The organism is Streptomyces sp. NPDC001137 (genome assembly GCF_040298885.1).
Lineage (GTDB): Bacteria > Actinomycetota > Actinomycetes > Streptomycetales > Streptomycetaceae > Streptomyces.
The window spans coordinates 90,588-115,665 of the sequence record NZ_JBEPBA010000018.1 but is presented as its reverse complement, the minus strand read 5'-3'; the positions used below and the strand labels follow the sequence as shown (position 1 = coordinate 115,665).

The window sequence follows — 25,078 nt, the reverse complement described above, 5'->3', positions numbered from 1 at the left end:
AAGGCCATGCACACCGACACGCACATCGAGATCGACAAGGACGTCTGTATCGGCGCGGGCCAGTGCGCCCTGGCCGCCCCGGGCGTCTTCACCCAGGACGACGACGGATTCAGCACGCTGCTGCCGGGCCGGGAGGACGGCGGCGGCGACCCGATGGTGCGGGAAGCGGCCCGGGCCTGCCCGGTCGGCGCGATCACCGTGTCCGGGGGCTGAGAGCCAGGGTCCGAGTCCCGCTCGGACCGGGGCCGGGGCTCAGCCCGCCCGCAGCAGCAGCCGTGCCGCCTCGCGTGCCTCGCGGGCGGGCTCCGTGCTCTGTGCGATCCCGGCGGTGACCATGGCGCCCTCGGCCAGCAGGAACAGCTGCCCGGCCAGGGCGCCGGGCAGCCCCGCGTCCGCCACGAGCCCGGCGAGATACTCCCGGAACGCCCTCTTGTGCGCCCGCACCTGGGCCGCCACCCGGGCCGACGAGGCGCCCAGCTCACCGTAGGAATTGATCCACGCACACCCCCGGAAGCCGTCTTCGCCGAACCACAGCTCCAGCCAGTCGAAGACCGCCAGGATCCGCTCCTCGGGGCCCTCCCGCCGCTGGACGAACTCGGCGAGCCGGCCCCGCCAGCGCATGTCGCGCCGCTCCAGATACGCCTCCACCAGCTGCTCCTTCGCCGGGAACAGCTGGTAGAGCCGCTTGAGCGAGACGCCCGATGCGCCGCGGATGTCGTCCATGCCGACGGACTGGATGCCCCGTCCGTAGAACAGCTCCTCGGCGGCGTCCAGCGCCTGCTCCCGGGCGACTGCACTGTCCATGACGGCCATGCGGCGTACGACCTCCCCTTGACGTGCTCGCTTGACGCGAGAACGAGCGTTCTCCTACGGTAGCAGCCCGGCGGAGAACGCTCGTTCTCCGCTGCTGTCCGCCCGTCGAGGAGGAACTCATGGCCGCCGACCGCCCACCCCTGCCCCCCTTCACCCGCGAAACGGCCGCGCAGAAGGTCCAGGCCGCCGAGGACGCCTGGAACACCCGCGACCCGCACAAGGTGGCGCTCGCCTACTCGGAGGACTCGGTGTGGCGCAACCGCGACACCTTCGTCACCGGACGGGCCGAGATCGTCGAACTCCTGACCGCGAAGTGGGAGCGCGAGCTGGACTACGCGCTGCGCAAGGACCTGTGGGCCTTCGACGGCAACCGCATCGCGGTCCGCTTCCAGTACGAGTCCCGCGACGCCGACGGACAGTGGTGGCGCTCCTACGGCAACGAACTGTGGGAGTTCGACGAGCACGGCCTGATGGCCCGGCGTGAGGCCTCCATCAACGACGTGCCCATCGAGGAGAAGCAGCGCCGCATCCACGGCCCGCGACCCGAGGCCGAACGGGGACGGTCCTTCCCGCTCGCCTAGCGTGCCCGGTGAGTAGGGTTGCGCGGATGACCGAACAGGCCGAGAAGCCCTTCCTCTACGTCGTCGTGTGCGCCGCCGGGATCGCCGCGGACGTCAGCAAGCTGATCACCGCAGCCCAGGAGCGGGACTGGGAGGTCGGCGTGATCGCCACACCGGTCGCCATGAACGGCTTCTTCGACACCGCCGCCGTCGAGGCGCAGACCGGCCGCCCCATACGCTCCGCCTGGCGCACTCCCGGCGACCCGCGCCCCTTCCCGCCGCCGGACGCCGTCGTGGTCGCGCCCGCCACCTTCAACACCGTCAACAAGTGGGCGGCCGGGCTCGCCGACACCCTCGCGGTGGCCACGCTGTGCGAGGCCTACGGCCTGGGCGTCCCGGTCGCCGTACTCCCGTGCGTCGCCGACGCGCTGGCCGCCCACCCCGCCTACCGGGACAGCCTGGTACGGCTGCGCGGGATGGGCGTCCGGTTCGGCGAGCCGTACTCCGGCGAGCCGGAAGAGGACGGCTCGCGACCGGAGTTCGGCTGGGCGCGGGCGCTCGACCTGATCGAACGGCGGTGACGGGTCAGGCGCAGCGGACCGTCGGTCCCGCCAGCATGCCGCCGGTGTACAGCGCCTGGCCCTGCGGCATCCAGTAGCCCAGCTTGGAGACGACCGTCGAGCAGGCGGACCCGACCGAGGCGCGGACCACGACCGTGGCCGGATGTCCCGGCTGCAGGTCCGTCAGGGCGCAGTCGAGGGCGTACGCGTTCCTGGTGGTCGCGGGATAGCGGCCGGTCAGCGGGTTGACGCAACGGGCGTCCGACGTGGACAGCCGCACCCCCGAACTCTCCTCCCCGATCAGCCCGAACCGCGCGCTGCCGTCCCCCTGTTCGCTGTCGCGGAAGATCCGGTACGTCAGCGTGGTCGCCGCGCCGCGCTGCAGCGTGGCCCGGTCGACCTCGATGCGGTGCGTGGCCGGCGGCTTGGGCGCGGTCAGGCTCAATGTGGCGTGGACGGTGCCGTGCAGGTTCAGTCCGGCGGGCGACGACTTCACGCGGACGTCGGCCGTCACGTCGTACGTCCCCGGGCCGGGATACTCGCCGCCTCCGGGGAGTTTCCCCGAGGCGGCCGTCACGCCGCCCTTGCGCGCGGTCCAGGTGCCCGAGGTCAGACAGGCGCGGTCGTCGTCGTCCTCTCCCGGACCGCTGCAGGTCGCCGGGGCCGACACCGCCATCGTCGGGGTGCCGCTGCCCGCGCACAGACTGACCACGGCACGCTGCCCGTTCGCGCCCCGCAGGACCCCCGCGGGTGCGCACAGCGTCGCGGGTTCCGGCGGCGGACTCGGACTGCTCCACGCGGGCGGGACCAGCATGAGGGGCAGGGCGAGGGTCTGCGCCGCCGTTCCGATCAGGAGCTTCGGCTTCTTCTTCGTGGGGCGTGTCGGCATCGGGTTCCTCCCGCAGGGCCAGGACCGGCCGGGCGCCGGTCACCTGCGCCGAGGATGCGTGAGCGCGCCGACCGCGAGGCGGCTCCCACGCCGGTCGGTCACCTGCGGGCAGCAATGGCCGGTGCCCCGGCCTCCAGGGGCGCGCTGTGTGGACTGCGGCCGAAGTCGTACGCTCCCCTTCGTACCCCTCCCGAAGGCAGGAGCAGCAACGATGCAGTACGTGAAGCTCGGTTCGACGGGCCTGGACGTGTCGCGGGTCTGTCTCGGCTGTATGACCTACGGCCTGCCCGACCGCGGTGTGCACGAGTGGACGCTCGACGAGGAGGCCTCGCGTCCGCTGATCCGGCAGGCGCTGGAGGCCGGGATCAACTTCTTCGACACGGCGAACGTCTACTCCGACGGCACCAGCGAGGAGATCGTCGGCAAGGCGCTGCGCGACTTCGCCGACCGCGACGAGATCGTGCTGGCGACGAAGGTGCACGGCCGGATGCGGCCCGGGCCCAACGGCGGTGGACTCTCCCGCAAGGCGATCATGACGGAGATCGACCACAGCCTGAGCCGGCTCGGCACCGACTATGTCGACCTGTACCAGATCCACCGCTTCGACCCGCACACCCCGGTCGAGGAGACGATGGAGGCCCTGCACGACCTGGTGAAGGCGGGCAAGGTGCGCTACATCGGGGCGAGTTCGATGTTCGCCTGGCAGTTCTCCAAGATGCAGTACACCGCCGAGCGGCACGGCTGGACCAAGTTCGTGTCCATGCAGAACCACTACAACCTCCTCTACCGCGAGGAGGAGCGCGAGATGCTGCCGCTCTGCGCCGACCAGGGCGTCGGCGTCCTGCCCTGGAGCCCGCTCGCCCGCGGCCGCCTCACCCGCGACTGGGGCACGGTGACCGAGCGCAGCGCGGGCGACAACTTCGGCAGCCGTCTCTACCAGGAGGGCGACCGCACCGTCGTCGAGGCCGTCACCCGCATCGCGAACGACCGCGCCGTCCCGCGCGCCCAGGTCGCCCTGGCCTGGCTGCTGCACCGGGACACGGTGGCGGCCCCGATCGTCGGTGCCGCCAAGCCGCACCACATCGAGGACGCCGTGGCCGCCGTCGAACTCGAACTCAGCGACAAGGAGATCGAGGAGCTGGAGGCGCCTTACTCCCCGCATCCCATCGTCGGGCACAGCTGATATCCGCCAGCAGGCGGCTAATGGGGTCCGTGCGGTGCGAACTCCGTGCCGCACGGGCCCGCGCCCTCGCTCTCCGCCAGGACCACGCGCTCGCCGTCCATCGTGAGGGTGCGGTAGTAGTGGCCGATGCGCTCCGCGGAGCGCCCCACGTAGTGGCCGATGAACGACCGGCGGAACCGGTCGGTGGTCCCGTTGGGCTGCGAGCCGTGCACCAGGCTGCCGTTGAAGAACAGGACGTCCCCCGGGGCCATGTCGACCGGCACGGTCGCGAGGCCCGGCGGCGGGGGGACGTACTCCCGTGCGAACGACACCTCGGCGTCCGCCTCCTCCGGACAGAACAGATCCATGCGGTGCGTGCCCGGGACGACCTCCAGGCCGCCGTTGTCCCGGCCGATGACGTCACAGGCCACCCAGGCCGCCACACAGGTGCCCGGCTCCACCCGCAGATAGAAGTTGTCCTGGTGCAGCGCCTGCCCCCGCGCGCCCGGCGGCTTGAAGTAGAACATGCTCTGGGCGGCCAGGACCTCCTCGCCGAGCAGCGCCTCCAGCGCCCCGCGCAACCGGGCGTCGAGCAGGACCCGCAGCGCCGTCTCGCTGATCTCGTGCGGGTGCATCACCCTCGGGTAGGCCGCCAGCGGATCCGCGGAGGCGCGCGGCTCGAAGTGCCCGGGCACCGGCCCGGCCGCGTGCAGCGCCGCGAACTCCGCACACAGCCGGTCGATCTCGTCGGGTCCGAAGAGTCCGCGTACGACGGTGAACCCGTCCTCCTGGAACTGCCTCAGCCCGTCCTGGGTCAGGATGGAAGCGCCGGTGGCGCCCATATCCATGGCTGTCATACGTCCGCTCCTCCGGTCGGGTGTCCTCGGCTCATCACGCTAGGTCGCCGTGCGCGTCAGGAGGATGCCCGTGAACGCTGACGGATTGCCCGAGACTGCTGCGCCCGGCGACCCCGCCCCGCCGCCTGGCCTCGTCGTGGTCGGCCGCTACGACCAGCCGGAGGGCTACGGCGTCAACCGGCCGCGCGGCGCGGACAGCTGGCTGTTCACCTGGACCACCGGCGGACAGGGCCGGCTGCGCCAGGGCGGGGCCGAGGCACGGGCCGGCGCGGGCGACCTGGTGGTGCTCGCCCCGGGCGTCGGGCACGAGTACGCGGTCGAACCGGCCGCCCGCAACTGGCAGTTCTGGTGGGTGCACTGCCAGGCACGCACGTCCTGGGCGCCGTGGCTGCGGCCGTACGACGCCGGTGACGGACTGTTCGTCGTCACCCCGACCCCGGCCGCCCTGCACGGGCGGGTCGACGCGGCCTTCCGCCGGATGCTCGCCGACGCCCGCTGGACCGGCACCGAGTCACCGCCCGCCGCCGCGCCGGACGACCGGGTCGCCGTGGCGCACGGCACCGCGGCGCGGGAGCTCGCCCTGTCCTCCCTGGAGGAGATCGTCCTGCTCACCGCCGCCACCGCGCGCACCCCGGCCCCGCCGCCCGGGGTCGACGGCCGGGTGCGCCGCGCCGAGGCCCTGATCGCCGCCGACCCGGGCGCCCCGCACACCGTGCGCTCGCTCGCCGAAAGCGTGTCCCTGTCGCCCTCCCGGTTCGCCCACCTGTTCACCCGGCAACTGGGCCAGTCCCCGATGCGGGCCCTGCGCGAGGCCCGGCTGCGGCATGCCGCCCGGCTCCTGGAGCGCACCGACCTGTCCGTGGACCGGGTGGCCGCGGCCTCGGGGTTCGCCAGCCCGTTCCACTTCAACCGGGTCTTCCGCGCACGCTACGGAGTGCCGCCCGGCGCCTACCGGAGAGGCGGCTCAATGGTTAAGACGTGAACCGCAGCACTCCGTCCGGCCCGTGGGATGTGCGGTGGAACGCCTGTTCAATGGTTGCGGAGCGACCCCCGCGCCGACCAACTGAATCCCGTTTCCCATTGCCGCGCCGACAGGCTTGACCATTCGTCAAATCCTGTCGGCGGGCCCGGCGGGCACAAAACCGCTGGATCTCTTGTTAGGGCTGCCTGACCTGTGCAAAGGTGGGCCTGACGGCGCACGGACAATATATTTTCCGGCTGTGTGCACGAGGCCGCTCCCGTTCGACCTACGCTCCAAAAGGGCTTCCCCAGGTGGGCGTTGGAGCTGCCGAATCCTGTACTTATACCAGTTGGTATGGACTTTATGACGCATGCCCCGAGAGGAATGCAGCCGTGAAAGACGCGGGCCTGTCGAATTCCCCCACGCCCGACCGCCGGTTCTTCGTGACGGACGAACAGCTGAGCGCAGAACTGAAGAAGTGGACGGGGACGACTCCCGCGCTGCAGCCCGTTGGCGAACTTCTCGACCGGCACTGGGAAGCGGCGTTCGCCTATGCCCGGCTGTGCACCGACGGTGCCGCTTCGGCGGGAATGCTCACGACCGCCGCATTCACGAGGCTCTTCGGCGAAACCCTGCGGCAGAACGGGCCGACCTCCGCGTGGCGGCCCCAACTCCTCGTCACCGTCCGCCGGATCGCCGCGGAGTGGGACAACGACCACCGGCGCGAACACCTCCACCCGGAGCTGTCCTCCGAGGGCGGGGACCGCGTCGCGGCCCGCCTGCTGCCGCCGTCCGACCGCCGACTGCTGTCCGGGGCCTTCCAGCGGCTGCCCCAGTCGGCCCGATGCCTGCTGTGGCATGTGGAGGTCGAGGCGGAAGCGCTGGGGATACCCGCCGGCCTGTTGGGCATCGAGGAGCAGGACGCCGCCGTCGAACTGGAGCGCGCCCGTGAACGGCTGCGTGAGGAGTGCCTCCAGGTCCACCGCGAACTCGCCCCCGAGCAGGAGTGCCGCCGCTATCTGCGGATGCTGGACGTGACCTACCGGCGCGGCGGGGTCGAGATCGATCCCGACCTGAACACCCACCTGGCCGGCTGCAGGCACTGCAGCCACACCGCCGATCAGCTGGCGCAGTTCAACCAGGGACTCGGCCTCGCGCTGGCCGAGGCGGTGCTCGGCTGGGGTGCGCGGGCGTATGTGGAGTCCCGGCTGGCCTCGCCGACCGAGGAGTCCGGCGCCCTGCCCCCCGAGGTCCCGATCCCACCGATCCCCGGCGAGCCCTTCGCCTCCACCCACCCCGCGCCGGGCACCGGCCCCCGTCCCGGGGGCCGCTCCGCCGCCCGTCGCGCCGCGCACAAGGCCGCCCGGCACGCCGCCGCCCGCCGCCGCAATCTCGCCGCGGCCGTCGTGACGGTGAGCGGGCTGGTCGTCCTCCCGCTGGTCCTGTGGTCCGTGCTCGGCTCCGGCGACGGCACCACCACGGCCGACGGCGACCACCCCTCCGAGACCCCCGGCAGCGGCACGGGCACCCCGTCCGCGGCCCCCTCCTGGGTCGGCACCAGCACGGGCTCCCAGGGCACCATGCGCGGCAAACTGCACAACGCCGACTCCGGGCTGTGCGTCGCCGTCGTGGGCAAGAAGGCCGTCAAGGGAGCCGAGACCGAACTCGCCGACTGCTCCTCGCCGTCCGTCCAGCAGTGGACGTACGAGACCGACGGCCGGCTGCGCAGTGCCGCGGACCCCGACCTCTGCCTCGACTCCCGCCTCGGCTACTCGGTGCAGCTGGCCCCGTGCACGGGCGCCTCCGAGCCGGGTGCCAAGAACATCCGCTACGACTTCACCCTGCAGGGCACCCTGGTGCCGCGCTGGGACCAGGACCTCGCCCTGACCCCCGCGGCCACCGACGGTTCGGGCGCGCTGGTCGTCAAGACCCGCGACGACGGCACCGTCCAGCGCTGGGCGTTCGACACGTCCAAGACGGACCTGCAGATGCAGGTGGTCAACTGGGACGCCGACGACAGCCCCTCGCCCACCCCGAAGGCCACCCCCAAGGCCGCGAGGACACCGAGCCCCACCCCCACGCCGTCCGCGGCTCCCTCGACCGCGTGGCCGACGCCGACGAGCCCCTACCCCTCGAACCCGTACTGCTACTACAACCCGTCCTACTGCGGATGGGGCGGCTACGGCTCGGGCCCCGGCTACGGCGGTGGTGGATACGGCGGTGGCGGCCACCACTGACCGCCGGGCTCAGCCCGCCACCTGGAGCGACAGCCACAGCGCCGCCACGGCCGCGACGAGCGCGGTCGGGGTGGCGAGCAGGCCGAGCCGGGTGAACTCCCCGAGCTGCACCTCCTGACCGTGCCGCTGCACGATGCGCCGCCACAGCAGCGTCGCGAGCGATCCCGCGTACGTCAGGTTCGGGCCGATGTTCACGCCGAGCAGCACCGCCAGCACCGCGCCGGGCCCACCGGCGGCGGTCAGCGGCAGCAGGACCAGCACCGCGGGCAGATTGTTGATCAGGTTCGCCAGTACGGCGGCCAGCGCGGCGATGCCCAGCAGCGCGAGCAGCCCCGAGCCGCCGGGCAGCACATGGCCCAGCGCATCCGCGAGCCCGTTGTCGACGACGGCCCGCACCACGATGCCGAGGGCGAGGACGAAGGCCAGGAACGCCGGGGACGAGGCCCGCACCACCGACAGTGGGGTGGCCCTGCGCCGTACGAGCGCGCGGCCCGCCAGCACCAGCGCGCCGGCCGCGGCCACCCAGGCCGGGTCGATGCCGACCGCGGAGGCCACGACGAATCCGCCCAGTGTGCACCCCACCGTGATCAGCGCGAACAGTGGCAGCGCGGGCGTCTGCCCGGGCTCGGGGGAGTGGACGGACGCGGCCAGGTCCTCGTCGAAGAACCGCCGGAAGACCAGGTACTCGGCACCGATCGCGACCAGCCACGGCAGCGCCATCAGCGCCGCGAACCGGGTGAAGCTCAGCCCGCTCGTCTCGAACGCCAGCAGGTTGGTGAGGTTGGAGACGGGCAGCAGCAGCGAGGCGGTGTTCGAGAGGTGGGCGCACGCGTAGAGGTGCGGTCTGGCCCGCACCCCGGCCCGGGCGGCGGTGGCGAGCACCACCGGCGTCAGCAGCACCACCGTGGCGTCCAGGCTGAGCACGGCCGTGATCGCCGACGCCAGCACGAAGACCGCCGCGAGCAGCCGTCCGGGAGAGCCCGCCGCCCGCCGGGCCATCCACGCCCCGCACGCCTGGAACAGCCCCTCCACGTCACAGAAGTGGGCCAGCACCAGCACGGCCGCGAGGAAGCCGACCACGGGCCCGAGGCTGGCGGCCTCCTCCCGGGCGTGGTCCAGGGAGATCGCGCCGGTGGCGATGACGATCCCCGCGGCCGGGACCGCCAGCACGGCCTCCGGCAGGCCCTTCGGGCGCAGCACCGCCCAGGCGAGGACCGCGACGAGCAGGGCGGCGGAGAGTATTTCAGCGAGCGCGGTGTTCAGGGCAGGGTCCTTCAGGGCGGATCAGGGCGGGGAGCCTTCAATGAAAACAGGTCACGGTAAGAGCTCCGCCGGGGGCCCGCCCGTTCAGGGCCCGGTGCCAGCGCTGAGCACGGTCGGGAACACCGAGGACGCGTTGCCGGACGGGGGGCCTGACCGCCTGGGTCAGGCCGGCCCTGGCACCCTCGTCCGGCGCGAAAGGCACGGTTTCGGGATTGCCGTGGAGCGGGTCAGGGTCCGGTGCCCGGGCTGAGTACGGTCAGGAACACCGAGGACGCGTTGCCGGACACGGGGACCTGGCCGCCCTTCCAGGTGACCGTGAGGTGGTCCCGCTCGTCGGGGGGCGTTACCAGCAGCGAGGCGGGGGTGGCCGGGTTCGCGCCGCTGACCTCCGGGTTGGAGAACGTCAGCCCCGCCCAGGCGCTCTTGCCCGGCGCCAGCGTCACCGTCGTGGGAGTGCCCGAGGAGCGCTTCGGGTCCGGGCCCAGCTGCCGGCCCGAGGCGTCCACGAAGGCGGCGCCCGGATAGCCGCGAACCGTGCAGCTGCGGGAGGACGCGTTGGTCAGGACGACCGGGAAGTTCTCCTGCCCGGCACCGGGGTCGTTCGGCCCGACGGTCGCCCGCAGGTCCGACGTGTGGCACCGGCCTCCCGTGCTGCCGCCCGGCGTGGACTGCGCCGCCGACGCGGTCAGCGTGGCGCCGCCGGGAGCGGTGTTCTCCGCGGAGGCGGACGCGCTCGCCGAATCGGTGCTCTGGTGGCCGCCGGTGGCGGGCGCGGCCGTACCGGGCAGCGTCGTCGGAGCGCTCGCCGTGCCGTCGCCGCCGCTGCCGCAGGCCGTCAGCAGACCGAGCACCGCGACCGCACTCGCGAGCAGGGCCGCCCGGTGGACGGAGGGGGACTTCTTCGCCATGTGCCTCAACACTCCCGGAGATTCCTCGCACACGTCGTGGCGTGTACGTACGGCGCTGATGTGCCCCGTCATGCAGGTCCGATGCGTGCCGGGACGAAAAAGTTCGCGCGCCCCGAGTCTTTCGCGTCAGCTTCCGATGCGTACGGAGGCGAGGATGCGGTCGGTCGCATGCGCTCGGCCATTCTGGCGGATCTGCACGTACACCCGAGTCTGCTGCCTGCCGTCCGCCGGGGCGAGCGCGGCCTCCGTGACTGACCCGCCGCCCGGGCAGCCGTCCCAGGTGCGGACCCGGCCGTGCCACACGGCGCCGGCGTAGGCGCGGGCGCCGTCGTAGTGGCAGCCGGGGTGAGTGAGGGCGTTCACCGCGGCCGTGAGGTCGCCGTGCCCGCTCAGGCCCACCAGCACGCCGTTCACCTCGGCCGTCAGGTCCTGCCACGCGGTCAGGCGGTCCGCGACGGCGAACCCCGGCTCATGACCGGAGGGCAGGCCGAGCGCCCGCGGATCCCACCCGGAGTCGCGCACCTGCCGGTCCCAGCCGCGGGGAACCTCGGCGACGACTCGGCCGGTGGTGTCCGAGACCCGCACATCCGTGGTGGCCGGGGCCTGCCGGTCGACCAGCGCCAGCGTCACTCCGACGGCCGCGACCACGGCCACGGCACCCGTAAGGGTGAGGGCCGTGCGGTGTCTTCGGGGCCGGTGACCGGAGGAGGCCAGCCGTTCCAGCTCCTGCGCGAAGGCCTCGGCATCGGGCCAGCGGCGTCCGCGGTCCGGCGCCAGCGCCCGCATCAAGGCCCGCCGGACGTCAGGAGCCAGATCCGGGCGCAGCCGGTCCGGCCGTACGACTCTGCCCGGCTCACCGGGAACCACGCCGGTGACCAGGTGGTAGGCGACCGCGCCCAGGCTGTACACATCGGCCCGGGCGTCGATGCCCGCGCCGGCCTCGGCCTGCTCGGGCGGCCGGTATCCCGCCGAACCGGCGGCCTGCGTGAGCCCCGAAGCCTGCGCCAGGCTCTTGGCAAGACCCAGGTCGGCGAGCAGCACCCGCGACCCGCCGTCGGGGGAGGAGCACAGCAGTACGTTGCTCGGCTTGATGTCCCGGTGCACGATCCCCGCCGCATGCAGCGCCGCCGCACCACGGGCGGCCAGCGCCGTCAGCCGCAGCGCCTCCGGGACCGGCAACGGACCGCCGGCCAGCAGATCCGCGAGGGTGCCGCCGTCGGCGTACTCCATCACGAAGTACGGTCTCCCGTCCGGGAGTTCACCGATGTCGTGGACCTGCACCACCCGGTCCGAACCCGCCCGCCGCAGCATCCGCGCCTCGGCCAGGAACCGCTCCCGCACATCGAGCCGGTGCGACCAGTTGTCGGCGAGGACCTTGACCGCCACCGGCCCGTCGAGCTCGTCGTCATGGGCCAGCCAGACCGTGCCGAACGCGCCCGTACCCAGGCGCCGTTCGAGGCGGTAGCGCCCGATCCGCTCGACGGAATGCATACGACTATCATGCCTGGACGTGGATCGTTCCCGAGGAGAGCCCCAGGTCGCGCCCACCGAGGACCTGGCCCGCAGTGCCGCGGCGGGCGACCCGGAGGCGCTGGAGGGACTGCTCCGGGCGATCGGGCCCGAGGTCGTCCGGCGCTGCGGCCGGTTCCTGCCCTGCCGCGAGGACGCGGAGGAGGCCGCGCAGGACGTCCTGCTCCAGGTCGCCCGGAAGATCTCCACCTTCCAGGGCCGCAGCCGCTTCAGCACCTGGCTCTACACGGTCGTCGCCAACTGCTGCCGTCAGAAGTACCGCGAACTCAAGCGGCGCTCGGCCGAACAGCCGGCCCCGATCGACGCGGGCCAGGTCACCGATCCGCGCACGACCAGCGTCATCGCCGGCTCCCGCCTCGACCTGCTGGAGGCCCTGGACCGCCTGGAGCGCGAACACCCCCAACTCGTCGAGCCCCTGGTCTACCGAGACATCTGCCAGCTCGACTACGCAGCGGCAGCCGAGCGCGCAGGCATCCCCCTCGGCACCTTCAAGTCCCGCCTCCACGAGGCCCGCAAACAGATAAGACCCTGGCTGCTGGAAGCACCCTGATCGATAGCGCCCCAAAGGGGCGCGGGGAACTGCGCGACCAGCCATGACGCAGCCGCAGAGACAAGACGACCCGAACCTGCACAACCCGCGGAGCGTCACTCGTCGAGCAGCCCGATCTCCGCCCAGATCGTCTTCCCGTCGGCGGTGTGCCGGCTCCCCCACCGCTGCGTGAGCTGAGCGACCAGCAGCAGCCCCCGCCCGCCCTCGTCCCACGTCTTCGCACGCCGCAGGTGCGGAGCCGTGTGGCTGGTGTCCGAGACCTCGCAGATCAGCGTGGCCTCGTCGTGGATCAGCCGCAGCCGGATGGGGTGGGCGCCGTACCGGATCGCGTTCGTGACGAGCTCGCTCACCACCAGCTCGGCGGTGAACCCCGCCTCCTGCAGTCCCCAGGTGTCCAGCTGCTCGACGACCTGCTTGCGGATCGGCGCCACCAGGGCCGGGTCGGCGGGGATGTGCCAGGTCGCCACCTGCGAGGACGGCAGCCCGCGGGTGCGGGCCAGCAGCAGGGCCACGTCGTCCAGGGCGCCGCCCGAGGGCAGCAGGGAGTGCAGCACCCGGTCGCAGGTCTCGTCCAGCGAGTCGGAGTACGTCTCCAGCGCGTCGCACAGCATCCGGTGACTGGTGTCGACGTCCCGCTCGCGCGTCTCGATCAGGCCGTCCGTGTAGAACGACAGCACGCTGCCCTCGCGCAGCTCCAGCTCGGCCGATTCGAACGGCAGCCCGCCCAGGCCCAGCGGCGGCCCGGCCGGCAGGTCCACCTGCTGCGGAACGCCGCCCGGCGGGACCACGACCGGCGGCGGATGCCCCGCCCGGGCCAGGGTGCACCGGCGCGACACCGGGTCGTAGACCGCGTAAAGGCAGGTGGCGCCGACCTCGCCGGGGCTGCCGTCGTTGCCGGCCTCCGCGGACAGCCGCACGACCAGATCGTCCAGGTGGGTGAGCAGCTCGTCGGGGGCGAGGTCGATGTCGGCGAGGGTGCGCACGGCGGTGCGCAGTCGGCCCATGGTGGCCGAGGCCTGGATGCCGTGCCCGACGACATCCCCGACGACCATGGCGACCCGCATCCCCGACAGCGGGATCACGTCGAACCAGTCACCGCCCACACCCGCCCGAGCCGCGGGCAGATAGCGCGAGGCCGCATCCACCGCGGCGGTGCGCGGCAGTGAGCGGGGCAGCAGGCTGCGCTGAAGGGCGAGGGCCGTCTCCCGTTCGCGGGAGAAGCGGCGGGCGTTGTCGATGCAGACGGCGGCCCGTGTGGTGATCTCCTCGGCCAGCAGGACGTCGTCGGCGGAGAAGGGGTCCGGTCGCCGGAACCGGGTGAGGACCGCGACACCGAGGGTCTGACCGCGGGCCTGGATCGGCACGGACATCGTGGAGTGGATGCCGTACTCCTTGACCCGGTCGGCGCGTGTCTTGTGCCAGCTGAGCCACTGGTCGAGGGCGCCCGAGGAGACGGACGCGACGATCGTACGGCCCGCGATCAGCGAGTCGGCCTGCGGCGAGCCGGCCGGGTAGTGCTCCAGCTGCCCGGGCTGGAGGACGGCCTCGGGCGTGCCGGGATTGACCGAGAGGTGTGCGGCGCGGCGCAGCCCGACGGGGGCGGTCAGCCTGAGCGGTGGCTCGCCGCCGTGCTCCTGGAGGTCCAGCAGGTCGACGCTTACCAGGTCGGCCAGGGCGGGCACGAGAACGTCCGCGAGCTCCTGCGTCGTACGGGTGATGTCGAGTGTGGATCCGATGCGCACACTCGCCTCGTTGACCAGCTGCAGCCGCTCCCGGGCGAGGTAGTTGTCGGTGAAGTCGTGCGCGGCCAGGCACACGCCCCGCACCCGCCCCTGGGCGTCGGTGACCGGCGCCATCCGGGCCAGCCAGGCGTGCGCGCGGTCCTCGCCGCCGGTGCGCATGTACGTCTGGACGTCCAGCGGGCGCCCGGTGGTGAGCACGTGCACCATGTGCGCCTCGAGCTCCTCGCTCTGCGGTTTGCCGCCGATCTCGGCCAGGCGCAGCCCCCGCATGCGCTCCTCCGGCAGGCCGATCACGTCAACCATGGCGTCGTTGACCCTTCTCAGCCGCAGCCGCTCGTCGTACACGGCGACCGCGCAGGGCGACTGGGTGAGCGCCGCCTGGGCCAGCGGGTCGTCGGGGGAGTCGGGGGCGGCGCCGTCCAATGGGCTGAAGACGAGCCACCGGCCGGGCGTGTCGTCGCGCGAGGGACGATGGTGGGCGAGCAGCCAGACGGACACCTCGTGGCCGTCGCGGTGGCGCAGTGCGACGGTGCCGTCCCAGCGGGCCCCGGCGGGGGCGAGGACATCCCTGTCCGCCAGCAGGTTCCGGCCGGGACGGCCCACCACCTCGGTGACCGGCCAGCCCAGCAGCCGCTCGGCACCCGCGTTCCACTCGAGAAGCGTGCCGGATTCATCGATGACAGCCCGCGCCGTCGCGGCATCGTCGAACGGATACTCCGGGCTCATCGTCGCCACTCCATCGCGAACACTCACAGTGAACCGCCGGATCACTTGAGTTCCAGCCTAGTCCGTCGGCGATCCGCGCGGACGGGAACCCCCGGGGGCCGCGCGGCGGCCGGTCAAGGGGCAATTCCGGCCGTTGTGACCCCTGGGGCAGAAGGGCACTACCGCACCCTTGACGGCCCTGTGTGGCGCCGCGTCAGAATCTGTTTGTTCACGATCAGTTGTGAGTACTTCTGGGCCCTGATGAGGGGGAGCCGCCATGACAGTGACTCGGAGATCGGTTCTGCTCGCTTCCGCCGCCGCGCCGGCCGCCGGAGCGCTTCTTGCCACCCCGGTGGCCCGGGCCGCCGAGGCCGCCGCGGGCGGATCCGGCCGCCGTACCCTCGCCCTGCGCGACGGCTGGCGTTTCGCGCTGGTCAACCCGGACGGGATCACCGATCCGAGCGGTGCCTACGCACGGGCCGCCGACCCCGGTTACGACGACTCGGGCTGGCGCCAGGTGGCGGTGCCGCACGACTGGAGCATCGAGCAGACCCCGACCACCGAGCACGGCACCACCAGCGGCACCGGCTTCTTCCCCGGCGGCCTCGGCTGGTACCGCCTCGCCTTCACCCTGCCGGCCGCCTTCGCGGGCAAGCGGATCTCGGTGGAGTTCGACGGCGTCTACATGGACTCCTACGTCTACTGCAACGGCACCCAGGCCGGCCGGCACCCCTACGGCTACACCGGCTTCGCCTTCGACCTGACCGGCCTGCTGCACACCGACGGCACCACCGAGAACGTGATCGCCGTCAAGGTGCAGAACCAGCTCCCCAGCAGCCGCTGGTACTCGGGCAGCGGTATCTACCGCGAGGCCCGCCTGGTCGTCACCGAGCCGGTGCACGTCGAGCGCTGGGGCACCCGCGTGACCACGCCGGACGTCACCGCGGAGCGGGCCCTCGTACGCGTACGGACCTCGGTGGTGAACGAGTCCGGCGCCGCGAGCCAGGTCGAGATCCGCTCGACGGTCAAGGACCCCGAGGGCCGTACGGCGGCTCGCGCCGCCACCACGGTCCCGGTGACCGACAAGGCGGCCGAGACCCACGAACTCACCGTTCCCCGGCCCAAGTTGTGGGGCATCGAGGCCCCGCACCGCTACACCCTGGAGACCGAACTGCGCGTCGGGGGCCGGACCGTCGACACCTACCGCACCCCCTTCGGCATCCGCACCTACCGATTCGACCCCGACGAGGGCTTCTCCCTCAACGGCACCCACACCAAGATCAAGGGCGTCGACCTGCACCACGACCAGGGTGCCCTCGGAGCCGCGATCAGCATCGACGCCGTGCGCCGGCAGATGACCATCATGAAGTCGATGGGCGTCAACGCCTTCCGCACCTCGCACAACCCGCCCTCGCCGCAGATGATCAAGGTCTGCGAGGAACTGGGCATCGTGATGATGGTCGAGGCCTTCGACTGCTGGCGGACCGGCAAGACGAAGTACGACTACGGCCGCTTCTTCGACGAGTGGTGCGAGAAGGACGCCACCGAGATGGTCCTCGCGGCCCGCAACTCGCCCGCCGTGGTGCTGTGGTCCATAGGCAACGAGATACCCGACTCCACCTCCACCGCCGGACTCGCCATGGCGGACCGGATCATCGGTGCCATCAAGGCGGCGGACGACACCCGGCCGGTCGTCATCGGCTCGAACAAATACCACGGTGTGCCCGCCACCGGCTCCGCGGCCGACCTCATGCTCGCCAAGCTGGACGGCCTCGGCCTCAACTACAACACCGCCAAGTCGGTGGACGCCCTGCACGCCAAGTACCCCAAGCTGTTCCTCTTCGAGTCGGAGTCCTCCTCGGAGACCTCGACCCGCGGCTCCTACCAGGAGCCCGAGCACCTCAACACCGGCGAGAACCACACACCCGGCAGACGCGAGGTCTCCTCCTACGACAACAACCTCGCCTCCTGGACCATGAGCGGCGAGTACGGCCACAAGAAGGACCGGGACCGCAAGTGGTTCGCCGGGCAGTTCCTGTGGTCCGGGATCGACTACATCGGCGAGCCGACGCCGTACGACGTGTTCCCGGTCAAGGCGTCCTTCTTCGGCGCGGTCGACACGGCCGGCTTCCCCAAGGACATGTACTACCTGTTCCAGAGCCAGTGGACCAGCGAGCCCATGGTCCATCTGCTGCCCATGAGCTGGAACCACGAGCCGGGCGACACGGTCGAGGTGTGGGCCTACTCCAACGTCGACACCGTGGAGCTGTACCTCAACGGAAGGTCCCTCGGCACCCGCACCTTCGACACGAAGAGGACCACGGACGGCCGTACGTATCTGGAGACCACGGAGGCCACCGGCGACGACAAGACCTTCACCACCGGCCCCTACCCCGGCAGTTACACCAGCCCGAACGGCAGCGCCGGCAAGCTGCACCTGACCTGGAAAGTTCCGTTCCAGCCGGGCGAGTTGAAGGCGGTGGCCCGCAGGGGCGGGAAGGTGGTCGCCACCGACGTGCTGCGCACGGCGGGCGAACCGCATGCCGTGCGGCTCACGGTGGACCGCAAGTCCCTTGCCGCGGACGGGCGTTCGCTGGCGTTCGTGACCGCGGACGTCGTCGACGCCCGCGGGGTCGTGGTCCCCGACGCCGAGCATCTGATCACCTTCGACGCGACGGGCGGATCCCTCGCCGGGCTCGACAACGGCCGGGAGGAGAGCGCCGAGCGCTACCAGGCCACCACCCGTACCGCCTTCCACGGCAAGGCCCTTGCCATCGTGCGCGCCGGTACCAAGGCCGGCACCCTGAAGGTGACCGCGCGGGCGGAGGGACTGCGGGCGGGAACGGCGACCGCGCGCACCACGCCCGCCCGGTCGGCCGCGACCACCCCGGCGGCCGCCTTCGGCCCTGAGCACCCGGCGCCCCCGAACTACCCGTATGCGGACGCCAGTTACTCCGGCCGCCCCGACACGCTCCCCGCCGCGATGCTCGACGGCGACGCGGCCACCGGCTGGTCCAACGCCTTCACCAAGTCGGCGACGGCCCTGCTGCCCGCCTTCAACGGCGCGCGGGAAGCGGACTGGGTCTCGGTGGACTACGGGCGGACCCGGACCTTCGACCGGGTGGAGGTCTCCTTCACCGTTGACGCGAGGCACAGCCTGCCCGCGTCGGTGGAGGCGGCCGTGTGGGACGGGCGCCGGTATGTGCCCGTCACCGGGGCGGCGGTCGACTGGGCCACCACCTCGGACGCGCCCACCGTCCTCAGCTTCGACGCGCTGCGTGGCTCCCGCCTGCGGCTCTCGCTGACCAGCGCGCACCCGGGCGAAGTCCTCGGGGCCGTGCGGATCAGCAAGTTGGAGGCACCGGGCGGCTGAGCGGCCATGGCGGTCCGGGCGGGAAACCAGTCCTGTCCGGACCGTTGACGGAGTGTCATGGCGCGAACAAGCATGAGCTGCGTCCGCATCTGGGAGCGCTCCCACCCCGTTGGGTCGGCGAGCGTCACCCGTACCTCCGCCAGAGGAGCCCAGACGTGAAACGACGCAGAACCGTTCTGCTGACCCTGACGGCCCTGTTGGGGACGGCGCTGACCGGGGTGCCGGCCCCTCCGGCCGCCGCCGACGAGGTCGAGCAGCTCAAGAACGGCACCTTCGACACCACCACCGACCCCTGGTGGGCCACCACCAATGTCACCGCCGGCCTGTCCGGCGGACAGCTGTGCGCGGATGTGCCGGGCGGCACCGCCAACCGCTGGGACGCCGCCGTCGGCCAGAGCGACGTCACCCTGAAGAAGGGAGAGTCGTACAAGTTCAGCTTCAAAGCGACCGGTTCGCCCGAAGGGCACGTGGTGCGGGCGGTCGTGGGGCTCCAAGTGGCGCCGTATGACACCTACTTCGAGGTCAGCCCGCAGCTGAGCGTGTCCGGCAACACCTACTCGTACACCTTCACCTCACCCGTCGACACCACCCAGGGCCAGGTCGCCTTCCAGGCCGGCGGCAGCACGGACGCCTGGCGATTCTGCATGGACGACATATCGCTGCTCGGTGGCGTCCCGCCCGAGGTGTACCAGCCGGACACCGGGCCGCGGGTCCGCGTCAACCAGGTCGCCTATCTGCCCTCCGGCCCCAAGAACGCCACCCTGGTCACCGACGCCACCACGAGACTGCCCTGGCAGCTGAAGGATGCCGACGGCGCGACGGTCGACCACGGATGGACCGTGCCCCGCGGGGTCGACGTCTCCTCCGGGCAGAACGTCCACTCGATCGACTTCGGTGACTACCGCAGACAGGGCAAGGGCTTCACGCTGGTCGCCGACGGGGAGACCAGCCGCCCGTTCGACATCGGCACCGGCGCCTACGAGCAACTGCGCCTGGACTCGGTGAAGTACTACTACACGCAGCGCAGCGGCATCGCGATCCGCGACGACCTGCGTCCCGGCTACGGCCGGGCCGCCGGGCACCTCGACGTTGCGCCGAACCAGGGCGACGGCCACGTTCCCTGCCAGCCGGGCGTGTGCGACTACACCCTCGACGTCACCGGCGGCTGGTACGACGCCGGGGACCACGGCAAGTACGTCGTCAACGGCGGCATCGCCACCTGGGAGCTGCTGAGCACGTACGAACGCGAACTGCTGGCCCGCACGGGGGAGTCGGAGAAGCTGCGGGACGGCACCCTCGCCATCCCGGAGAGCGCGAACAAGGTGCCCGACATCCTCGACGAGGCCCGCTGGGAGCTGGAGTTCCTGCTGAAGATGCAGGTGCCCGACGGGCAGCCGCTGGCCGGCATGGCCCATCACAAGATCCACGACGCGCAGTGGACCGGCCTGCCCCTGCTGCCCAGTGACGATCCGCAGAAGCGCGAACTGCACCCGCCGTCCACCCAGGCGACCCTCAACCTGGCGGCGACGGCCGCCCAGGCGGCCCGCCTCTACCGCCCCTACGACCGCGCCTTCGCGGCGAAGGCCCTCACGGCGGCCCGCAAGGCCTGGACGGCGGCCCTCGCCCACCCGGCCATGTACGCCTCCGCCAGTGACGCCACCGGAGGCGGCGCCTACGACGACACCAACGCGAGCGACGAGTTCTACTGGGCGGCCGCGGAGCTGTATCTCACCACCGGCGAGAAACAGTTCGCGGACCATGTGCGCAACTCCCCGGTGAACACCGCCGACATCTTCGGCCCGCTCGGCTTCGACTGGGGAAGGACCGCGGGGGCGGGCCGCCTCGACCTCGCGACCGTGCCCAGCAAACTGCCCGGCCGGGACAGGATCCGCCAGTCCGTCGTCAAGGGCGCCGAGCGCTACCTGGCCACCCTGAAGTCACAGCCGTACGGCATGCCGTACGCGCCCGACGACAACGTCTACGACTGGGGCTCCAGCCACCAGATCCTCAACAACGCGGTCGTCCTGGCGACGGCGTACGACATCTCCGGTGCCGCCAAGTACCGGGACGGCGCGGTCCAGAGCATGGACTACATCCTCGGCCGCAACGCCCTGAACATGTCGTACGTCACCGGCTACGGCGAGGTCAACTCCCACAACCAGCACAGCCGTTGGTACGCCCACGAGCTCGACCCGAAGCTGCCGAACCCGCCGCACGGAACGCTGGCGGGCGGGCCGAACTCGTCCATCCAGGATCCCTACGCACAGAGCAAACTCCAGGGCTGTGTCGGTCAGTTCTGCTACATCGACGACATCCAGTCCTGGTCGACCAACGAGACGGCCATCAACTGGAACGCGGCCCTGGCCCGGATGGCGTCCTTCGTGGCGGACCAGGGCTGACACCCGTCAGGGCTGCGGCTCGCGCTCCACGAGCTCGGGTCGTGGCTCGTGTTCCACGAGTTCCCCCTGCCGCCGGTGGGCGGTGAGGGTGTGCAGCTCGGCCTGATCGAGCGGCTGGTGCACCTCGACGTACTCGCCGTGCGGCAGCCGCTTGATCAGACCCGTCTCCCGGCCGTGCAGCACCAGCTCCGCATCCCGCAGTTGCAGACCGAGGCAGATGCGGCGGGTGACGACGAAGACGACCGTGGGCAGGACGAACACCGCCACGCGGACCATCCAGGTGACCGTGTTGATCGACAGGTGCAGACGGGTGGCCACGATGTCGTTGCCGCCGCCCGCCAGCAGGATCAGATAGAGGCTGATCCAGGCCGCGCCGATCGCGGTGCGGACCGGGCGGTTGCGCGGGCGGTCCAGGAGGTGGTGCTCGCGTTTGTCGCCGGTCGCCCGCGCCTCCAGGAACGGGTAGATCCCGATGAAGACGAGGAGCAACGGGAAGACCACGACCGGGATCAGCACGCCGAGGACGAGCGTGTGACCCCACAGGGTGATCTCCCAGCCCGGCATCACCCGCACCAGGCCCTCCGCGAAGCCCAGATACCAGTCGGGCTGCGCGCCCGTGGAGACCTGGTCGGGGCGGAAGGGGCCGTACACCCAGACCGGGTTGATCGTCGCCACCGCCGCGACCACCGTCAGCGCGCCGAAGACCAGGAAGAAGAAGCCGCCCGCCTTCGCCAGGTACACCGGCATGAACGGCGTTCCGACGACGTTGCGTTCGGTGCGTCCCGGGCCCGCGAACTGCGTGTGCTTGTGGTACACGACCAGGATGAGGTGCGCCACGACCAGCGCCGCCATGATGCCGGGGATCAGCAGGATGTGCAGCGAGTAGAAGCGGGCCACGATTTCGTGGCCGGGGAACTCGCCGCCGAACAGGAACATCGACAGATACGTCCCGACGACCGGCACCGACAGCAGGGCGCCGTTGACGAAGCGCAGGCCCGTGCCCGACAGCAGGTCGTCCGGCAGCGAGTAGCCGAACAGGCCCTCGAACAGGCCGAGGAACAGCAGCAGCCAGCCGAACAGCCAGTTGACCTCGCGGGGCTTGCGGAACGAACCGGTGAAGAAGTGCCGCATCATGTGCGTCAGCATCCCGGCGACGAAGACCAGCGCCGCCCAGTGGTGCAGCTGCCGGATCAGCAGCCCGCCGCGCACGTCGAAGCTGATGTGCAGCGTGGAGGCGTACGCCTCGGACATCCGCACGCCGTTGAGCGGGACATAGCTGCCGTGGTACGTCACCTCGTTCATCGAAGGATGGAAGAAGAGGGTGAGGTACACGCCGGTCAGGACCAGCACGACGAAGCTGTACAGGCAGATCTCGCCGAGCAGGAACGACCAGTGGTCGGGGAACACCTTGCGCAGGTACTTCCTGCCCAGTGAGTGGATGCCGAGGCGTCCGTCGAGCCAGTCGGCGACCCGCTCGCCCCGGCCCGCTGTCTGCGTGGCGGTCACTCGTCCTCCTCGTCGTCGTCCTTGTGCACGTGCGTGAGCTTGTCGGGGTTGCTGACGATGTAGACGCCGTTCACCCGGTCGCCCTCGGGCGTGAGGTCCATGACCATCACGGCGTACGGCGAGTCGCCCTCGAACAGCACCGCGGCCTCGTCGCCGTTGACCCGGCGGTAGCGCAGGTCGAGCTGCTGGGGGCCGCGCCGCGCCGCGTACGAGGTGATGAGGCGGACCGCCTTGTCCCGGCCGTGCACCGGGCGCAGCCCCGCCTGCCTGCGCTTGCCGCCGCCGTCCGTCCACACCGTGACGTCCGGCGCCAGGATCTCCATCAGCTCGCCGATGTCCCCGCCGAGCGCGGCCCGCACGAACCGCTGGGTCGCCTCCTGCCTGACGCGCGGATGCGCCCGGTAGCGCGGCCGGCGGGCCAGCACATGCTCCCGCGCGCGATGCGCCAGCTGCCGTACGGCCGCCGGGCTGCGGTCGATGATGTCCGCGATCTCGGTGTGGGCGTAGCCGAAGACCTCGCCCAGGACGAACACCGCGCGTTCCAGCGGGGTCAGCGCCTCCAGGACCACCAGCATCGCCAGGGACACGGACTCGCCCCGCAGCACCGGGTCGTCGGCGCTCGCCTCGTCGGCGACCAGTGGTTCGGGCAGCCACGGGCCGACATACGTCTCGCGGCGGCGGGCGATCACGGCCTGCCGCCGCAAGGCCTGGTTGACGGCGATCCGGACCAGGTAGGCGCGCGGGTTGGTGATCCCGCCGACACCCCGGCCCGACCACGCCAGCCAGGTTTCCTGCAGCACGTCCTCGGTGTCGGCGACGCTGCCCAGCATGTTGTAGACGAGGCTGAACAAGAGCTCCCGATGGTGCATGAAGACATCGGTCGCCTCGTCGGCGACCGGACTTCCGGTGTCGTGCGTCATGTGTGGGCCTCCCCGCTGCCGCGCTCACTACTTCGAGGGCCGGGAGGGGTCCGAATGTGACATGAAGCGGGCGCAATGTGACCTACGTCTCAGCACATTCGCCTCGTGTCACACCCGCCCGCTGTCCCGCCCTCTTGAACGCGAGTCCGACACGAGACCCCTCGGCGACCTGCGCGGTCCGTCCGCCGACCCGCACGCCCTGCCGATCCACGAGACCGAACCGGAGGAAGCGGCCCGATGAGCATCGACTTCACCGCCATGTACGCCTCCCACGACGCCTTCCGACGCGACCTGGAACGCCTCGCGCAGGCCGTCGCCGAGGGCCGTGCGCACGCCCCCGGCGTGCGCGCCGGCTGGGAGAACTTCACGCACCAGCTGCACATCCACCACACCGCCGAGGACAGCGACCTGTGGCCGCGCGTGCGGGAGCGCCTCGCGGGGCGCCCGCGGGAACTCGCCCTGCTGGACGACATGGAGGCGGAACACTCCCGTATCGACCCGCTGCTCGATGCCGTCGACACCGCTCTGGACGATCAGGCGCCCGAACTGCCGGATCTCGTACGGGCGTTGACGGCGACCCTCGACGACCATTTCAAGCACGAGGAGGACAGCGCCCTGCCGCTGATGCAGGACGTCCTGACGGCCGCGGACTGGGCCGCCTTCACCGGCCGGATCCGCCGGACCCAGGGCCTGCGCGGCGCCTCGGTGTTCGTACCGTGGATCGTCGACGGCGCCCCGCCGACGGACCGCGACCGCTTCCTCGGCGCGGTGCCGCCACCGGTACGGGTGCTCAACCGCCTTTTCTGGCAGGGGAGTTACCGCCGCAAGGGGCTGTGGGCCGAGGGCTCAGGCGCCGGCACCCGGTAGGGGCGCGGGGCTGCATCCATCTGCGCTACGCATCGTGGAAGACGATGCCCAGCGCGTGCCGGCGCCCGGAGCGCACAGTGCTCACACCGTGCCGCATCGCTCCGGCCGACCAGCCGCGCTTGGTGCGCACCGGCCGGTCCCGGGTGGTGAAGACCAGCCCGTGGCCCTGCCGGAGTGCGGTCGCGGTGCCCCGGGACTGGGCCCGTGGCCGCTGTTCGACCATCAGGAACTCGCCGCCGGTGTAGTCGCTGCCGTACTCGTCGAGGCCGACGACCACTTGGAGCGGGAAGAGCATGTCGCCGAACACATCACGGTGCAGGGCGTTCCAGTCACCCTCGGTGTAGCGCAGCAGGATCTGCGCCGAGCGGTCCTGTCCGGCCGTGTGACACGCCTCCAGCCACTCGTCGAGGGAGTCCGGCCACGGTGCGGGGCGGCCCAGCCGGGCCGCCCAGTCCCGCGCGATCGGCAGCAGCCGCGGGTACAGGGCGGCACGCAGGGCGGCCACCGGGGCCGGCAGGTCGTGGGTGAAGTAGCGGTACTCGCCGGAACCGAAGCGGTGCCGTGCCATGTCGACCGTGGTCCGGAACCGCTCCGGCTTCTCGTACAGCGCGGCCAGGTCACGGCACTCGGCGGGCGTCAGCAGCGGCCCCGTCGGCGCGCTGCCGTGGACGTCCAACTCGGCCGCGAGAGCTGCCCATTCGGTCTCGGCGACCCGCCTGCGGGCCTGAGCCTCGGTCAGCGTCACGACATCTCCTCCCCTCACCCCAGCATCGGCTGCAGCGCACCCTCATGGGTGAGCAGCCGCACCTTGCGCTCGACGCCGCCCGCGTACCCGCGCATCGAACCGTCGACGCCGATCACGCGGTGGCAGGGGCGGATGATCAGCAGCGGATTGGCGCCGATCGCGGCACCCACGGCGCGGATCTCGGCACGCGGCACGCCGAGCCGGGTGGCGAGTTCCCCGTAGGTCGTCGTGGTCCCGTACGGGATCTCGTCGAGCGCCCGCCACACCCGCTGCTGGAACTCGGTGCCCTCGGGGGCGAGGCTCAGCTCGAAGCGGGGGAGCCGGCCCGTGAAGTACGCGGAGAGCTGCCGGGCGGCCTCACCGAATGCCTCGTCGTCGCGCCGCCAGTCGGCACGGACCGCGGGTGCGCCGCGCTGCCCGGGCAGGGACAGCGAGGTGAGGGCCGTGCCCTCGCCCACCAGCAGCAGTTCGCCCACCGGACTGTCGATCTTCGTGTACGTCGTCATGGCTCCAGTCTGCTGCGCCGCGCCG

Annotated in this window: 21 protein-coding genes; 10 read left to right on the top strand and 11 right to left on the bottom strand. The window is 71.7% G+C overall.

The genetic code is table 11. The annotated features are described in order from the left end of the window. Positions 1-6: 6 nt before the first annotated feature. Positions 7-213, top strand: a complete 207-nt coding sequence (locus tag ABT254_RS30770; protein ID WP_344401312.1) for a ferredoxin — start codon at positions 7-9, stop codon at positions 211-213. 39 nt (positions 214-252) lie between these two features. On the opposite strand, the gene ABT254_RS30765 is transcribed toward ABT254_RS30770, so the two are convergent. Further along, entirely contained in the window at positions 253-804 is a 552-nt protein-coding gene (locus ABT254_RS30765) for a TetR/AcrR family transcriptional regulator (RefSeq protein WP_351477046.1), read from the bottom strand. A gap of 128 nt (positions 805-932) precedes the next feature. Here ABT254_RS30765 and ABT254_RS30760 point away from each other — a divergent pair, with 128 nt between their 5' ends. Continuing rightward, positions 933-1,394 (top strand): nuclear transport factor 2 family protein, encoded by a 462-nt coding sequence (locus ABT254_RS30760; protein WP_351477043.1) that lies wholly within the window; start codon positions 933-935, stop codon positions 1,392-1,394. A 26-nt stretch (positions 1,395-1,420) separates the two neighbouring features. Continuing rightward, positions 1,421-1,954: a flavoprotein gene (locus ABT254_RS30755; RefSeq protein ID WP_351477040.1), complete on the top strand. Its 534-nt coding sequence runs from the start codon at positions 1,421-1,423 to the stop codon at positions 1,952-1,954. Between the two features lie 4 nt (positions 1,955-1,958). On the opposite strand, the gene ABT254_RS30750 is transcribed toward ABT254_RS30755, so the two are convergent. After that, a complete protein-coding gene (locus ABT254_RS30750) occupies positions 1,959-2,822 on the bottom strand; it encodes a hypothetical protein (RefSeq protein WP_351477038.1) in 864 nt (287 codons plus the stop codon). A 211-nt stretch (positions 2,823-3,033) separates the two neighbouring features. Between ABT254_RS30750 and ABT254_RS30745 the strand changes: the two genes are divergently transcribed. Continuing rightward, complete coding sequence (locus ABT254_RS30745) at positions 3,034-4,005, top strand: aldo/keto reductase (RefSeq protein WP_351477035.1); 972 nt, start codon at positions 3,034-3,036, stop codon at positions 4,003-4,005. Between the two features lie 17 nt (positions 4,006-4,022). On the opposite strand, the gene ABT254_RS30740 is transcribed toward ABT254_RS30745, so the two are convergent. Beyond that, a complete protein-coding gene (locus tag ABT254_RS30740; RefSeq protein WP_351477033.1) occupies positions 4,023-4,841 on the bottom strand; it encodes a phytanoyl-CoA dioxygenase family protein in 819 nt (272 codons plus the stop codon). Positions 4,842-4,905: 64 nt separating this feature from the next. On the opposite strand from ABT254_RS30740, the gene ABT254_RS30735 reads away from it, so the two are divergent. Next, complete coding sequence (locus ABT254_RS30735) at positions 4,906-5,823, top strand: helix-turn-helix domain-containing protein (RefSeq protein WP_351477030.1); 918 nt, start codon at positions 4,906-4,908, stop codon at positions 5,821-5,823. A gap of 371 nt (positions 5,824-6,194) precedes the next feature. Further along, positions 6,195-8,039, top strand: a complete 1,845-nt coding sequence (locus tag ABT254_RS30730; RefSeq protein ID WP_351477027.1) for a ricin-type beta-trefoil lectin domain protein — start codon at positions 6,195-6,197, stop codon at positions 8,037-8,039. Between the two features lie 9 nt (positions 8,040-8,048). Here the strand turns inward: ABT254_RS30730 and ABT254_RS30725 are convergent, their stop codons facing one another. The 3 genes from ABT254_RS30725 to ABT254_RS30715 all read right to left on the bottom strand — a co-directional run bounded on the left by ABT254_RS30725 (position 8,049) and on the right by ABT254_RS30715 (position 11,701). Continuing rightward, positions 8,049-9,302: an SLC13 family permease gene (locus ABT254_RS30725; RefSeq protein ID WP_351477292.1), complete on the bottom strand. Its 1,254-nt coding sequence runs from the start codon at positions 9,300-9,302 to the stop codon at positions 8,049-8,051. Between the two features lie 227 nt (positions 9,303-9,529). After that, positions 9,530-10,210 carry a DUF4232 domain-containing protein gene (locus ABT254_RS30720; RefSeq protein WP_351477025.1) on the bottom strand — a complete coding sequence of 227 codons (681 nt, stop codon included), beginning with the start codon at positions 10,208-10,210 and terminating at the stop codon, positions 9,530-9,532. A 126-nt stretch (positions 10,211-10,336) separates the two neighbouring features. Further along, a complete protein-coding gene (locus ABT254_RS30715) occupies positions 10,337-11,701 on the bottom strand; it encodes a serine/threonine-protein kinase (protein WP_351477022.1) in 1,365 nt (454 codons plus the stop codon). A 19-nt stretch (positions 11,702-11,720) separates the two neighbouring features. On the opposite strand from ABT254_RS30715, the gene ABT254_RS30710 reads away from it, so the two are divergent. Continuing rightward, positions 11,721-12,290, top strand: coding sequence for an RNA polymerase sigma factor (locus ABT254_RS30710; RefSeq protein ID WP_351477019.1), 570 nt, complete (start codon positions 11,721-11,723; stop codon positions 12,288-12,290). A gap of 95 nt (positions 12,291-12,385) precedes the next feature. Here the strand turns inward: ABT254_RS30710 and ABT254_RS30705 are convergent, their stop codons facing one another. Continuing rightward, positions 12,386-14,758 carry a SpoIIE family protein phosphatase gene (locus ABT254_RS30705; RefSeq protein WP_351477016.1) on the bottom strand — a complete coding sequence of 791 codons (2,373 nt, stop codon included), beginning with the start codon at positions 14,756-14,758 and terminating at the stop codon, positions 12,386-12,388. A 256-nt stretch (positions 14,759-15,014) separates the two neighbouring features. Here ABT254_RS30705 and ABT254_RS30700 point away from each other — a divergent pair, with 256 nt between their 5' ends. Continuing rightward, the gene (locus ABT254_RS30700; RefSeq protein WP_351477013.1) at positions 15,015-18,110 is read left to right on the top strand and encodes a glycoside hydrolase family 2 TIM barrel-domain containing protein; all 3,096 of its coding nucleotides are present in this window, start codon (positions 15,015-15,017) and stop codon (positions 18,108-18,110) included. Between the two features lie 155 nt (positions 18,111-18,265). Continuing rightward, positions 18,266-20,509: a glycoside hydrolase family 9 protein gene (locus tag ABT254_RS30695; protein WP_351477010.1), complete on the top strand. Its 2,244-nt coding sequence runs from the start codon at positions 18,266-18,268 to the stop codon at positions 20,507-20,509. Between the two features lie 6 nt (positions 20,510-20,515). Here the strand turns inward: ABT254_RS30695 and qcrB are convergent, their stop codons facing one another. Both qcrB and sigJ read right to left on the bottom strand, forming a co-directional pair. Beyond that, positions 20,516-22,015, bottom strand: a complete 1,500-nt coding sequence (gene qcrB, locus ABT254_RS30690) for a cytochrome bc1 complex cytochrome b subunit (RefSeq protein ID WP_351477008.1) — start codon at positions 22,013-22,015, stop codon at positions 20,516-20,518. After that, entirely contained in the window at positions 22,012-22,935 is a 924-nt protein-coding gene (gene sigJ, locus ABT254_RS30685; protein ID WP_351477005.1) for an RNA polymerase sigma factor SigJ, read from the bottom strand. The genes qcrB and sigJ overlap by 4 nt, the downstream gene beginning before the upstream one ends. A gap of 237 nt (positions 22,936-23,172) precedes the next feature. Between sigJ and ABT254_RS30680 the strand changes: the two genes are divergently transcribed. Next, positions 23,173-23,802, top strand: coding sequence for a hemerythrin domain-containing protein (locus tag ABT254_RS30680; protein WP_351477002.1), 630 nt, complete (start codon positions 23,173-23,175; stop codon positions 23,800-23,802). Between the two features lie 25 nt (positions 23,803-23,827). Here the strand turns inward: ABT254_RS30680 and ABT254_RS30675 are convergent, their stop codons facing one another. After that, positions 23,828-24,547, bottom strand: coding sequence for a 2OG-Fe(II) oxygenase (locus ABT254_RS30675; protein WP_351476999.1), 720 nt, complete (start codon positions 24,545-24,547; stop codon positions 23,828-23,830). A gap of 14 nt (positions 24,548-24,561) precedes the next feature. Further along, on the bottom strand, positions 24,562-25,053 hold the full coding sequence (locus tag ABT254_RS30670; RefSeq protein WP_351476995.1) for a methylated-DNA--[protein]-cysteine S-methyltransferase: 492 nt from the start codon (positions 25,051-25,053) through the stop codon (positions 24,562-24,564). Positions 25,054-25,078: the final 25 nt, after the last annotated feature.